Origin of the sequence: Photobacterium alginatilyticum (assembly GCF_009910675.1) — a bacterium.
GTDB classification, from domain to species: domain Bacteria; phylum Pseudomonadota; class Gammaproteobacteria; order Enterobacterales; family Vibrionaceae; genus Photobacterium; species Photobacterium alginatilyticum.
On record NZ_RSEJ01000005.1, the window covers coordinates 1 to 13,835 of the forward strand.

Genomic DNA, 13,835 nt, shown 5'->3' on the forward strand with positions numbered 1-13,835 from the left:
ATAGTGTGGAGCGGTAGTTCAGTTGGTTAGAATACCGGCCTGTCACGCCGGGGGTCGCGGGTTCGAGTCCCGTCCGCTCCGCCACTTATTAAGAAGCCTCGTCGAAAGACGGGGCTTTTTTCCATCTGTCCAATATGTTCGCCCTGCGGTCGAATGAGTCCCGCTTGTGCGCAAGCCCGGCCGTTCCGCCACTTATTAAGAAGCCTCGTCGAAAGACGGGGCTTTTTTCATATCTGAAGGTTATGTTCGCCCTGCGGGCGAATGAGTCCCGGTCGTGTGCGACCCCAGCCGTCCGCCACTTATACTAAACCCAAGCAGAAATGCTTGGGTTTTTTTATATCTGTGATTTAACTTTGCTCTTCGAGCAAAAGAGTCCCGCTGGAATGCCGGCCCTGCCGCTCTACCACTTCTTCGAAAGCCTCGGCAGAAATGCTGAGGTTTTTTTGCATCTTACAAATAGACTTCTCGCTTCTTGTACATCATTGAACTTCAGACCTTATTTCTGTTGCTAGACTTATCAATAAACCCTATGAGGGCTTTATTATGCGAAAGGTAGTATTAATTATCAGTCTATGGTCTTTAGTTGCCTGTACAACGGATCAAAGTAGCTTTCCGGCCGAGATCACCTATGATTGCCAGGCTGGGCAGTACTTTACATTAACGTACCCTACTGCAGAGTCAGCAATCGTGAATTATTTGAATGATACGCGAACACTTGAGCGACGACGTTCGGCTTCTGGGGCACAGTATCGTGATCTGGTGGGCAGTACTTATCTATACACAAAGGGGGATGAAGCCATGCTTGAGTGGGATGAGATTAGATTGGAGGGATGTGTTGCCAGGGAATAAATAATCACTGCTTGGGATGTATATAGCAGTTTGCTTTTAGCTGATGATATTGTTTATAGCAATATCAAAGTGAATCGTATTGCGATTAGAATATTGAATTACCTTCCAACTGATATGAGTGAAATAAGAGGCGTTTCATACTGGTTGTATGGTGTCCCGAATGCTTGCAATTACACATAAAATTTCACACTTATCCGTTAGCTACTGAATTGTTACTTAGTAGGAATCTTGATAGCGTGTTGCAACTTTTGTGAAACCAAGTGCATGGAGGGTATGGTTATGTCACTGGTGAAAGCGGCGACTTTAATGGCTTCGGTGGTTTTGAGTAGTAATGTGCTTGCTACAACGATCTCTGCAACAGATTATCGAATTAACTACGAGGGGAGGCATGTCAAAAACTGGAATGAAGGCAATGTCGAACTGAGTTGGCCTGGTTCAAGTATTCAGTTTGAGTTCTCCGGTACTCGGTTAGCGGTTAATTTAGATGGTCGTGGTACGCAATTTGATGTGATGGTTGATGGTGAGTTTAGCCATATTCTAAAGACATCTGCTGGTTTGGCCAACTATGATCTTTTGAACTTCCCCGAGGAAGAGGAAGTGCATGTAGAGATCATAAAACGTAATGAGAATTATGATGCCATGATCCGAGTTGATAGTTTTGAAACGGATGGCGAAATTGAAGGTGTCTGGGAACAGCAACCGCATATCTTGTTCTATGGTGATTCGATTACCGTGGGGTACGGTAATGAATCTAACAAGCGGGAGTGTACAACGGCAGAGGTGATAGATACGACAAATGCGCGTTTATCATATGCTTCTATTGCTGCTGATGAGCTCGATGCTAGCCGTACTTTAGTTGCCTATTCAGGTTTGGGGATGGTAAGAAACTGGAACGGTGGTGAGCCGTATCATAATCTTCCTCATTACAAGAATAAGGCCGGCTCTATTTTTAATACAGGCGAAGAGTATCAAGATCGCCACCCGGACCTTGTTGTAATTAACTTGGGAAGTAATGACTTTAGTACACCCTTGCAGCCCGGTGAACCTTGGCCTGATATGGGCACTTTTTTCGATGTTTGGGTGAATACCTATGTTGACTTTATTCTTCAGCAGCGAGCTCGGTATGGTGATGTTCCTATTCTGATGATTTCAAAAGATTGGTTCAAAGAGCCAATGGGGGCAGTAGAAGCACAGCTGGCGGCTCGAAATATTGAAGATGTGTATAGTCATTATTACATGACTGAACATTTAGGATGTATGGGGCACCCTATTGAATCTGAGCATCGAGTGATGGCTGATAATTTGGTTAAGAGAATAGAAGAGCTATCATTACTTGATTAGTTTGAGAGCTTCTTCAAATAGAGAGGGTTACCCCCTCTCTATTTAATAGCATAATTTATTAATCTCATTAATTACCTTGTCTGTATGTGAGTTAATAAAAAAATGACCGCCATTGAATAATTTTACATTAATTTTTCCATTGAAATGTAACCTCCACTCCTCGATGTCATCTAAGCTCACTTCTTCATCGAGTAATCCAAACAACAGAGTAAATGGAATATCATATTTATTCTCAGGGTGTTCCGTCTGGTAGTCTGCAACTTCAAAGTCGGCTCTTAGAATATTAATGCATATGTTGAGAAGCTCTTTATTTTCAAGTATTTCATGAGGTGTTGCATTGAGTCTTTCTATCTCTTGAATAAACTCTTTTTCTGGTAATAAATAGCTTCCTGATTTGTGTCTTATCTGGTGTGGAGCCTTACACCCTGATGCGATAAAGTGCATGGGTAAAGGCTGTTCTTTTTCCTTGAAAAATTCCAATAGCTGATAGCCAATCCGTCCGCCCATGCTGTGGCCAAATATAATGTAGGGCCGCGGCGGCAGTTCTAGTAAGGCATTACCAAGCTCAGGAACAAGTTTGTCCATTTGGGAGATTAATGCTTCACTGAATCTATTTGCTCGCCCTGGTAGTTGAACAAGAATTGCCTCCACTTCTGGGGGAAGTTGGCTTACCCAGTCTTGATATATAGAGGCGCTCCCTCCGGCATAGGGAAGGAAAATGATTCGGATTTCTGCATTGTCTGAATTATATCTTGAGTACCATTTTGACATTTTAATCATTTAAATAATGAAAAGGTTTTCTAATAATATCTTTCTTTATTGGTTATCTAGCGATTATTTTTATTTTATTCTGTTTTTTGGAAGTGAATCGCAATTTGTCTGCTGTGTTATTAACTTTTCGTTTAATTTCTTGAGGTGTTTCCAGATGTAACAATGCTTGTTGATTACTATATCTCTTGGTGTGGTAAATATAACTGGATATCTTTTAATTTAATATTTTCAGAGGTTAGGCATGAGAAAAGTTGCGTTATTGTTTCCTGGTCAAGGGTCTCAATATATTGGTATGGGGCAGGAGTTATTTAAATTAAATTCTGTCGTTAATAATACATTTGTTGAAGCTTCTGAAGTATTAGATAGAGATATAGCCAAGCTGTGTTTTGAGTCTTCCCCGGAGGTATTAACACAGACTGAAAATGCCCAGGTAGCCATTTTGACAATGAATGTGGCGTTGTATCGTCAGTTTGAGAGTGAATACGGCATTATGCCATCCGCAGTAGCCGGTCATAGCCTGGGCGAGTATGCCGCCTTGGTTGCAAGTCGTGTATTGTCATTTTCTGATGCATTAAAACTGGTTGAGCAACGCGCCAGGCTAATGGCAGAGGCGGCAGCCAATAGCCAGGGTGCAATGCTGGCAGTTATTGGTGCTGACGAAGCTCTTGTGAAGCAATACTGTGAGCAGGCTTCGGTGGGTAGCACAGTCGTAGCGCCAGCCAATTTCAATGCCGGTGATCAGATTATTGTCTCGGGGTCGGTTGATGGCATTGAGGCCATCCAGCAATATTTCGATGATCTTAACATCAAAAATCAACGACTAAGAGTTAGCGGGGCCTTCCATTCGCCGTTGATGCAGGTTGCTGCTGATCATTTTGAGCAGGAAATTGCGAAATATACCTTTGCCGAACCTGTCTGCCCGGTTATTTCAAACGTAACAGGCCAGGCATACAAGGGAGCCAGTGAGATTAAGCAGCTGTTGGTTGATCAGTTAGTAAGTCCTGTTTGCTGGAGGCAAACGATGGATTATATCCAGCAGGAATGTATTAGTCTGGCACTGGAGCTTGGGCCTGGCTCGGTATTGAAAAAGCTGGCGAAACATCATTATGCCGTCGAAGCCCTTTCTTATGATCTCAAGGCCGATCGTGAGCACTTAAGTGCCTTGGTAATGAACCGCTCAGAGCGGGCTCAGTTTAACCAGGAACAGAATATCAATGTGTTCAACAAATGCATGGCTGTAGCTGTTAGTACCCGTAATACCAATGACGATATTGAAGCGTATGAGAGAGGAGCTGTTCAGCCATATAACGCATTGAAAGCGTTGAATGAGGCCGGTGATGTGACGGCTGATACGGCACAGCAAGCTTTGAGTCTGTTAAAGACCATTCTAGATACCAAGGGTGTATCGCATCACGAACAGCTTCAGCGCTTTAACCAGGTCGCCGACGAAGTACAGCTGAATACCCTGATCACTGATTTTTCTGTTTCAGAATTAGTGGGTTAGTCGGATGTTCAATGATTTTCTTAAAGTGAACAAGGGGGAGAAAAAGCCCCCGAAACCCGATTCGCCGCCTTTACAGGCGAGAGCTCAGTCTCGTTCACGCCATCAAGATATTGCGATTATCGGCATAGACTGCCGTATTGGCGATGCCGATCGGTTAGAGGATTTCTGGCATAAGCTGCAGAAAGACAAAGACTTCATTCGCCCGTTTCCGGCTTCTCGTGCGTTAGATGCCGGACAAAGCGAACAAGGTGATGCCAGCTTTTATCCAGCGGCTTTCCTTGAGCATGTCGATCAGTTCGACCACGAGTTTTTTAACTTGTCCTATAACGAGGCGTGCGGCATGGATCCCAACCAGCGCCTGTTATTGCAAAGTTCGTGGCGTGCTTTTGAGGATGCCGGTTATGGCAAGGCGGCATTGTCAGGGAGCAAGGTGGGCATTTTTGTTGGGTTCAATAGCGATTTCGACCCCACTTACCGTCAATACGTCGAGCAGATCGCGCCTGATAGTGCCGATATGCTATCTGAAGCCGGCAATATTCAGTCGGTTATAGCGAGCCGGCTGGCTTATATCCTGGATCTGAAAGGTCCAAGCCTTGTTGTTGATACGGCCTGTTCTTCCTGCTTGACCGCCTTGCATTTGGCTTGTCAGTCGTTGCAGAAGAAAGAGTGCACGATGGCCTTGCTCGGAGGCGTTAAGGTCCGTCTGCTGCCGCTAGCCGATGAAAATGAACTGGGGCTACGTTCTGTTTCAGGGCGCTGCAAAACCTTTGATGAGCGTTCGGATGGTATTGGATCTGGGGAAGGTGTTGTTTCGTTGATCCTCAAGTCAGTGAGTGAGGCTGAGCGAGATGGCGATCACATCTACGCCGTGGTGAAGTCTACTGGGGTTAGCCAGGATGGCCGTTCGGTAGGAATTACGGCGCCCAATGCCGATGCCCAGCACCAGCTTCTCCAGGATGTCCTGAGGAAAGGGGATATCGATCCGGAAACCATTGCCTTATACGAGGCGCATGGAACGGGCACCAAGCTGGGAGATCCTATCGAGCTGTCAGCGATTAACAAAGCCTATCGGTTATTTAGCGATAAAAGGCAGTATTGTGCGATTGGTGCGGTAAAAAGCAATATTGGCCACCTGGATCATGCCGCTGCCATGGGCGGGATGATTAAACTTATCATGGCGCTCAAGCACAAGACTCTTCCTGCGACCCTGCACTTTTTGTCGCCTAATGCAGAAATTGATTTCATCGACAGCCCATTATATGTCAATGATACCTGTTCCGAATGGCCGCAGGCGATATTTCCTCGCCGGGCAGCCCTCAGTGCATTTGGCCTGAGTGGCACGAATGCCCATGCAATTTTCGAAGAATATTCCCACGATGTAAGCGACTGCGAAGCAGGCAAGGCTGCGTTAATCGCTGCGCCGACGGAGACGACTTACTGGATACCGTTATCTGCTACCAGCCTGCCAGCATTGGAGCGAGTTGTTGCTGACTATGCCGACTGGCTGTCAGCTCCTTTGGGGGCGGAGTCTTTGAGAGATCAGGCGTTTACCCTGGCCTGTGGACGTTCACATCATGCACATCGCCTTCTTCTGTGCGTAGAAGATCTGGTGGTTCTGCGCCAGCAGCTGCAGCAACTGCAATCCGGAGACCTGTCAGATAGCCCAATGTACGGCTATCACAAGGTTGTTCCGCCAAGCAAACAGGTTCGCTCTCAGGGAGAGCTTACGGATGATGATCTCCGTCAGCTAACCGACACAGTCAGAGACAGACTGAACGGGAAAACAAGCCGGATTGATCAAGAGGTTGCCGAGTTATACCTGCAAGGTGCCGATATTGACTGGAACTCCCTGTACAAAGGTGGCGCATATCAGCGTCTATCTTTGCCTGCCTATCCCTTCGAGGCCAAGCGTTGCTGGGTTTCTTTGCCTAAGTCTGTGAAGCTTCGCGGTGAGCGTGAGGTCAACCATCCTCTGGTTGACTGTGTTCTGGCTGACTCCTATGACCGTACGATATTCATGACGCGGTTTGATGTCGACAAGCACTGGGTACTGAACGAGCACATCATTGATGGCAACTACATTATTCCCGGGACGACCTATGTTGAAATGGCCTCGGCGCTGGCGACAAGTTACCTGGGGTATGAAGCCGTTGAGCTGCGCAAGGTTATCTTCTTACAGCCGGTGATTGTCGAGCAACATTCCCCTCGTGATATTCAACTGGTGATGATCCATGAAGACAATCACGAGCGGTTTATTGTGACGGGGCATCAGGGAGGGGACTGGATCACCTACGCCCAGGGTGAGATCCACCGCTGTCAGCCTGATACTTCCGACGTAATGATACCGGAAGGAGCCAGCCTCGCTAACTTTGAGGCGGTTACCGAAGCCCAGATCAACCAGCAGGAAGTCAGTGATGTCGGCCCGCGTTGGGACAGTTTGACTCGAGCCTGCCGGTACCAGTATCAGGTACTTGGCGAGTTCTCGCTTGATCGGCGTTTTGTCGGCGAGGTGGCTGACTATCATATTCACCCTGCACTGATGGATCACTGTGTCAATATTGCCAACGGGCTTGCGGGGACCGATACCTACCTGCCGTTTTCCTACCGCTCGATTAAGGTCTACAAAGCGCTTCCTGCTCAGTTCTCGGCCTTGCTGACGATGAAAAAAGGTCAGGATCCGGCACCGGAAACGGTGAAATATGATATCGACATTGTCGGTCCGGACAATGAACCCGTTATGGTTATCCGGGACTATGTTATCAAGCAGTACAAGCAGAATTTCCGTGCCGAACCGGGTGACGGTTTCGAGACCGTACTGCTACCTCAGGAGCTTTCACAGTCCCGTTCCCCTGAAGGGGAGGATATTGTCCTGCTGGGAGCTGAGCCGCACGGAATGCTATCGTCGTTAGCAACGGCGCTGTCGCAGAGTAACCGGGTTATAAGTTACGAAAACCTTGAGGAGCTGAAACCGAATAGTGCGCCTCTTGTCGCTGCCGACAGGGTCGTATTTTACCTCGGTAATCACGCCGGTGATGGCATGACAGCTGTCGAGGAAACGGCCGTTGAGCTGTTCCGTTTTACCAAACAGCTGGTACAGATCCAGCGTAAGCAGCCACTTCAGCTAAACATCATTGCTGCGAACGGGTTTGCTTCAGAGTCCGGGACCACCGTAGATCCGGCTGTGCACGCGATGTATGCCATGGCAAAGGTGGTTAGCCAGGAGCTTCACCATGTTTCGGTGAGCTGTATTGATCTGCAATCAGATACACAGGTTGCTGAAATTCTGCCTTTGCTCTACCCGACAGCAGGCTACCAGATGTTGGTATGGCGGGATAAATGCTGTTACCAGCCTGTTCTGCAGCCGCGTCAGATGTCTCAAGCAGCACTATTACCGTCTTCGGTGATCCGTGCCGGAAAGAGCTACGTGATAACAGGGGCATCAGGCGCACTTGCTCGGCAGGCCGCGCTGGCCATTTCGGCTCAGGCCGCCTGTCACCTATGTCTGATTAGCCGGACCGATCCCCAAGGCAACAGTGCTAAGTCTCACCAGCTCAAAATGCTTATCGAGCAGTTACGGGGCCAGGGTTCAACGGTTGAGCATCACCAGCTTGATGTCGCCAATGCCGATGGCATCGCGTCAGTGCTGGCCCAGGCCCGCCAACGTTATGACGGAATAGGCGGTGTGGTCCATACCGCGGGACTGGCGGGGGACGGGTTCATCTTCCGCAAGGACGAGGCTGAATTTCGTCAGGTTACCCAGGCCAAAATTGCCGGAGCTCATGTACTGGACAGATTGACCCGGGAAGACGAGCTGGACTTTTTCGTCCTGTATTCCTCGGTCACGGCGGTATTTGCCGGTATGGGCCAGTCTGATTACACCTACGCCAACGCCTGGCTCGACGGGTTGGCTGAACAGCGCCGTCAGCTAGGGCTTCCGGCCTTGTCGATTCAGTGGCCGGCCTGGTCAGAGATCGGGATGGCTGTCGAGAAGCAGGCCAAGTTTGACGGTCTGATGGCACCGCTGACGACCCAGCAGGGAATGGCTGCTTTCGAGAGCCTGCTTGCCAGCGGCAGTCAGGGCACTGTGATGCCGGGACAGCTCAATCCATCCTATGACCAGCCCGTGGAGGAGCTCCCGGTGACACTGGGCTTTTCGTTTCAGAAAACCAGACCGCAGCAAACCACACGGCAACAAACCATACCGACTGATGAACCTATTGTCCTCAAGGGAGGTGGCGATCTGGCGACGGATGATATTCACCAGTCTGTTGCTGCCGTATGGGCCTCGGTGCTCGGTCTTGGCGAAGTCGACCTCTTTGATAGTTTCTTCAGCCTAGGTGGCGATTCCATCCTGGCGGTTAAAGTGATTCAGTTACTCGAGAAAGAGTTCGGCAACATCATAGATGTCACTGATATTTTCACCTATCCCACCGTTTCGCAGCTTGCAGAGTACATTCGTCCCTTGATCCAACCTCCTGAACCGCAGGAACACGAGCCTGAAGACGATGATACCGATCTGGATACCTTACTGAGCCAGTTGGAGTCCGGGGATATTTCGGTCGAAGAAGCGAATGCGAAGTCATTTAACTAGTTATCGATAAAGAATGAGATATTAAGGGTCAAGGAAGCGTTATGTCTGACTTAAAAAAATACATATTCAGCCAAGTGGCAAACAATACCTTATCGAAGGAAGAAGCCAAGAAGCTGCTTAACGAACTGCAAAGTGGCGAGAAGAAGAGCAAAGATATTGCCATCATCGGGATGGCCGGACGGTTCCCCGGCGGTCCGGACAAAGAGGCCTATTGGGGCAACATTGTTCGTGGTACCAATTTAATCCGAGATTTACCCGAGGCACGCAAGAAGGCGATTCAGTATTACATTGAAAACGTTTTCAACAAGCAGTATCCCGATCGGGCGATTACCGATTTTCGCGAAGATAAAATTAACTACCAGAAGCAGGGGTACTTTGAGCAAATTCATGAGTTTGATGCCAGTGTATTTGGTATTTCTCCTCGTGAAGCAGCGGTTATCGATCCGATCCAGCGGATTTTCCTCGAGGAGGTCTATCACGCGATGGAAGATGCCGGTTATGGCGGCGAAAAGATCCTCGGCTCGAATACCGGTGTCTTTATCGGCCGTAACCATACCAAGAGCCTGAGCTTCGACATTATGGTCGAGGACGAGCCGCTCGGGGTGACGGGTACATGGACCGGGATCCTGTCTAGCCGGATCTCGTACCTGTTTGACCTGAAAGGACCGAGTATCGTCACGGATACCGCCTGTTCGGCAGGTTTGGTTTCTGTCCACCAGGCCTGTATGGCCATTCGTAGCGGAGAGTGTGAGATGGCACTCGCCGGCGGGGTCAGCGGCGTGCAGTACAACCCGGTAATTGGCGCAGATACCTCTTTGGCGACCTACGAGTCGGCTGACGGTATCGTTAAGACGTTTGATGATCGTGCCAACGGAACTGTCTGGAGTGAAGGGGCGGGTGTTGTGATGCTCAAATCTCTGGAGCAGGCAGTCAAGGACGGTGATCGGGTTTACGCGGTTATCAAGGGTAGTGCTGCCAATAACGACGGTCGCTCCAATGGCTATACGGCGCCAAATGCACTGGCTCAGGAAGAAATGCTGGTCAAAGCTTGGAAAGATGCCGAGATCAACCCTGAGCAGGTTAGTTACATAGAGGCTCACGGTACCGGGACGGCGCTGGGTGATCCGATTGAGATCAAGGCGCTCAGCAATGCCTTCAAGCGCTTTACCAACAAGAAGCAGTTTTGTGCCATCGGGACGGCAAAATCGAACATGGGGCACCTTGTCGGAGCGTCGGGTATTGCCGGACTGATCAAGGTTGTCATGGCCCTGCAGGCGAAAAAACTGCCGTCGACAATCAACTTTGAAAAGCCGAACCAGTTCATAAACTTCCCCAATTCTCCGGTGTATGTGTCAAGCGAAATGACCCCCTGGCAGACTATCGGCGATGTGCCGCGAACCGCAGGGGTCAACTCGTTCGGATTTAGCGGCACCAACTGTCATGTCGTCGTGCAGGAGGCGCCTGCTCAGCCGGCCCGTAACGAAGTGACAGAGACTTCATACCTGTTCCCGATATCGGCTAAGTCAGTCCAGTCGTTTGAGGCTCTGCTGAAAAACTATCTGACCTATTTTGATGCCGAGGGCGATAACCTGGCTGTTCAGGATGTTTGCTATACCGCCTCGACCGGCCGTGGGCACTACAACCTGCGCGCGATGATCATTGCCAGCTCTGTGTCTGATCTGCGCGCCAAGATCCGGGCTGTGATTGAGTCAGGCTACGAAGAATGTACCGAAGACTGGTTCCTGTTTGCTGAGCATAAGGTTGTCAGCGACAGCAAGCGTCAGCGGGAGCAGGATGAGCTGACCGAGCACGAGAAGAAAGATCACAGCAGGGCTGCGGCGCAACTTATTGCGGATCTGACTGCAAAGCCGGCCGTCTCGGTGATCAAGCAGACCTTCCTGGCCAGTTACTATGTCAAAGGGGCCGACATTGCCTTTGACAAACTTTACTCATCGCCGTGCCAGCGCGTAAGGTTGCCGGTCTATCCTTATGATCGCAAGGAATTCTGGCCCGAGCCGGCCATGATTGATGCCTTCCGCGGCGCCGGCAAGGTGCAGGAAAACATCCATCCGCTGCTGCACAAACTGGCCGTATCGAGCAGGGACAAGGATATCTTTACGACCGAGCTGTCGCTGGAAGAGCACTGGCCGCTGACCGAGCACCTGATCCTGGGGATCAATATCCTTCCGGGCACAGCCTATGTCGAGGCCTTCAAGCAGATTGCCGCCTATTACTGGGGAGAGGTACCGGTCGAAATCAGCAATATGGCTTTCCTGGCACCGCTGGTTGTGACACCAGAAACTGATGGCTACGAAGTCCAGTTTGTGGTGACGCACCGTGATCAGGGTGTTGATATCGAGGTGATCAGCTATAACGGTTCTGACTGGATCAAGCACATCAGTGGCTCACTGCGCCAGCTGACGTCTGTGCCAGAACACCGTGTCGATCTTGAGGCGCTAAAAGCGGGCAAGGAAGCTCAGGATAGCATGTACAGTAATAACACTGACTTCTCCTTCGGACCTCGCTGGCGGTGTTCCGAGCGTCAGTGGGTGGGCGAGAACGAGTTTATCCATAACAACAAACTGGCGTCGGAATTCTGGCCAGACTTGGATACCTACTACCTCCACCCGAGCCTGCTGGATCAGAGTGCCAACGGTTTTAGCCAGACTATCATTCCGGGTACTATGTATCTGCCGTATATCTATACGTCGATGAAGATCTACGCACCGCTGCCTGCTGAGTTCTATACCGTCACCCGCCTCAAGAGCTCTCGAAGCGGACACAATGAAACACTGACCTTTGATCTGACCTTGTGTGATGTCGAAGGCAATATTCTTGCCGAGATGACTGATTACAACATCAAGCGGGTTGACCGTAAGCGGTTCCAGGTCCAGAACGACAAAGGCTCGGCGTTCTATCGTGTCGACTGGCAGGCCGAGGCGGCTGACAGCCAGATAGCTGAAATGCCAGGGCGTCTGATCTTCCTGAATTCAGGGGATGCACGCAGCCGCCAGCTCAAGTCTGCGTTCGAGCATCGTGGTGCCACGGTGATTGATGTGACGCTGGGCGATCAGGTTGCCAAGGTAGATGATCATACCTATACCGTCGGAGACAGCGAGGCTGACTATCTGGCGCTCTTCGAGTTGCTGGCTGTCGAGCCTGTAGCCCATGTTGTTCACGGCTTCCTGGTCAACTCTACTCCGGATGACGATGCCTTGCTAAGCAAGGGCATTTACAGTGTTATCTATACCATCAAAGCCATGCTGGCGAATAAAATTAACAGCGACGTTGCCTTCTCGGTATTGACCCATCAGGCACAGCAGACTTCCTCGGAGCAACAGGTCAATGCCTATGGCAGGGCTGTCGAGGGCTTGTGTAAATCCGTCAAAATGGAATACGGGAAAGTCGCTACCCGGGTTATTGATACTGACTTGCATACCAGCGTTGAATCTCTGGCGACAGAGTTTGCCAATGTCGAGGGGCCGTTCAGCGTAGCCTTCCGGGACGAAGAACGTTACCTGCCGCAGTTTGGCATTGTCAATCCGACCGAGCTGGGTTCAGAGCCGCTTTCGCTAAAATCTGACGGCTGCTATGTGATCACCGGTGGTTCGGGCGGGCTGGCCCTGGAGACCGCGGTTCACCTTGCCGGCAAGCAGCCAGTCAATGTTGTATTGCTGAGCCGTTCGCCGTTGAATCCTGACGATCCACGTATGGAGAAGGTAAGCGAAGCCCTGAGTACCATTGAGGTGGCTGGCAGCCATGTGCAGTACTTCAGCGCCGATGTGACCGATGAAGCCTCACTGGCTGCTGCCCTCGACAAGGCGAGATCGCTGTATGGCAGGATCAATGGTGTGTTCCACTGTGCGGGGGCGGCGGGCCGCGGCCTGATCATGGATAAAGATCAGTCGGTCTTCGACAAGGTTCTGTTGCCTAAGATCCGCGGTACCGTGTTGCTTGATCGCCTGACCCGACAAGATGAAACAGACTTTATGGTGTTCTACTCATCGATATCGTCACTGTTTGCCGGTCAGGGACAGGCGGACTATACCGCTGCGAACAGCTTCATGGATGCCTATGCAGAAAACCTCATGCTGCAGGGGCGCCGAGCTCTGGCGATCAACTGGGCACCTTGGATGGAAACCGGTATGGCGGTTGAGCACGGCGTCGGTTCGGGTGAAGGCACCTATGTCTATGGTCTGGGGGATGCCGAAGCCCTGGATATGCTCGATACCATGCTTGATAGCAATCTGCCGGTATTGTGCAGCGGTCGCCTGAATCTGTCTGTCTTTAACGAACGCGGTTCTATCGTACCTCTGTCTGACGGGATCAGCCTGCAGGTTCGCAAGCATGCCGACAAAGACAACCAAGCCAAGAACCCGGCCAGTTCACCTGAAGCCGTGGATGCGGCGGATGTAACCCTGACCGGTTTTGAGCAGGGGGCGACCAATGAAAACACCCAGCAACTGGCGGTTATCTGGGCTACTACCCTGGGTCTGAAAGAGATTGATATCTACGATACCTTCACCAGTCTGGGGGGGGATTCAATTCTGGCGATTGAGCTGCAAAGAGCGCTCGAACGGTGCTTCCCTGGCAAGTTTGATATTACCGATATTTACTCCTACCCGTCGGTAGCCATGATGGCTGATTACCTCAACGGAGGCTCAGAAGAAGAGCCTGCCACCAAGGCGCAACCTGATGACGATGAACTGATGGCAATGCTCGACGGACTGGATAGCGGTGATTCCTCTATCGATGACATCCTGCAAGCTGTTGAGTAAT

The 13,835-nt window shown here is 50.3% G+C and carries 6 protein-coding genes and 1 tRNA gene; 6 read left to right on the plus strand and 1 reads right to left on the minus strand.

Annotated elements, in window-relative coordinates:
* The first annotated feature begins 7 nt into the window (after nt 1-7).
* The 3 genes from EIZ48_RS06575 (at nt 8) to EIZ48_RS06585 (ending at nt 2,190) form a co-directional block, all read left to right on the plus strand.
* A tRNA-Asp gene (locus EIZ48_RS06575) sits at nt 8-84 on the plus strand.
* Between the two features lie 459 nt (nt 85-543).
* Entirely contained in the window at nt 544-849 is a 306-nt protein-coding gene (locus tag EIZ48_RS06580) for an MliC family protein (protein ID WP_160649495.1), read from the plus strand.
* 279 nt (nt 850-1,128) lie between these two features.
* On the plus strand, nt 1,129-2,190 hold the full coding sequence (locus EIZ48_RS06585) for an SGNH/GDSL hydrolase family protein (RefSeq protein ID WP_160649497.1): 1,062 nt from the start codon (nt 1,129-1,131) through the stop codon (nt 2,188-2,190).
* Between the two features lie 42 nt (nt 2,191-2,232).
* Here the strand turns inward: EIZ48_RS06585 and EIZ48_RS06590 are convergent, their stop codons facing one another.
* Complete coding sequence (locus EIZ48_RS06590) at nt 2,233-2,961, minus strand: thioesterase II family protein (protein WP_160649499.1); 729 nt, start codon at nt 2,959-2,961, stop codon at nt 2,233-2,235.
* 241 nt (nt 2,962-3,202) lie between these two features.
* Here EIZ48_RS06590 and fabD point away from each other — a divergent pair, with 241 nt between their 5' ends.
* Genes fabD through EIZ48_RS06605 form a run of 3 tightly spaced genes read left to right on the plus strand, consistent with a single transcriptional unit; the run spans nt 3,203 to nt 13,834 of the window.
* Nucleotides 3,203-4,465 (plus strand): ACP S-malonyltransferase, encoded by a 1,263-nt coding sequence (fabD, locus tag EIZ48_RS06595; protein WP_160649501.1) that lies wholly within the window; start codon nt 3,203-3,205, stop codon nt 4,463-4,465.
* 4 nt (nt 4,466-4,469) lie between these two features.
* Nucleotides 4,470-9,056, plus strand: a complete 4,587-nt coding sequence (locus EIZ48_RS06600) for an SDR family NAD(P)-dependent oxidoreductase (protein ID WP_160649503.1) — start codon at nt 4,470-4,472, stop codon at nt 9,054-9,056.
* Between the two features lie 41 nt (nt 9,057-9,097).
* Nucleotides 9,098-13,834, plus strand: coding sequence for a type I polyketide synthase (locus EIZ48_RS06605; protein ID WP_160649505.1), 4,737 nt, complete (start codon nt 9,098-9,100; stop codon nt 13,832-13,834).
* Nucleotide 13,835 lies beyond the last annotated feature (1 nt).

Coding starts and splice junctions, on each gene's coding strand:
- EIZ48_RS06580 (WP_160649495.1), top strand. CDS start 544: ATGCGAAAGGTAGTATTAATTATCAGTCTATGGTCTTTAGTTGCCTGT.
- EIZ48_RS06585 (WP_160649497.1), top strand. CDS start 1,129: ATGTCACTGGTGAAAGCGGCGACTTTAATGGCTTCGGTGGTTTTGAGT.
- EIZ48_RS06590 (WP_160649499.1), bottom strand. CDS start 2,961: ATGTCAAAATGGTACTCAAGATATAATTCAGACAATGCAGAAATCCGA.
- fabD (WP_160649501.1), top strand. CDS start 3,203: ATGAGAAAAGTTGCGTTATTGTTTCCTGGTCAAGGGTCTCAATATATT.
- EIZ48_RS06600 (WP_160649503.1), top strand. CDS start 4,470: ATGTTCAATGATTTTCTTAAAGTGAACAAGGGGGAGAAAAAGCCCCCG.
- EIZ48_RS06605 (WP_160649505.1), top strand. CDS start 9,098: ATGTCTGACTTAAAAAAATACATATTCAGCCAAGTGGCAAACAATACC.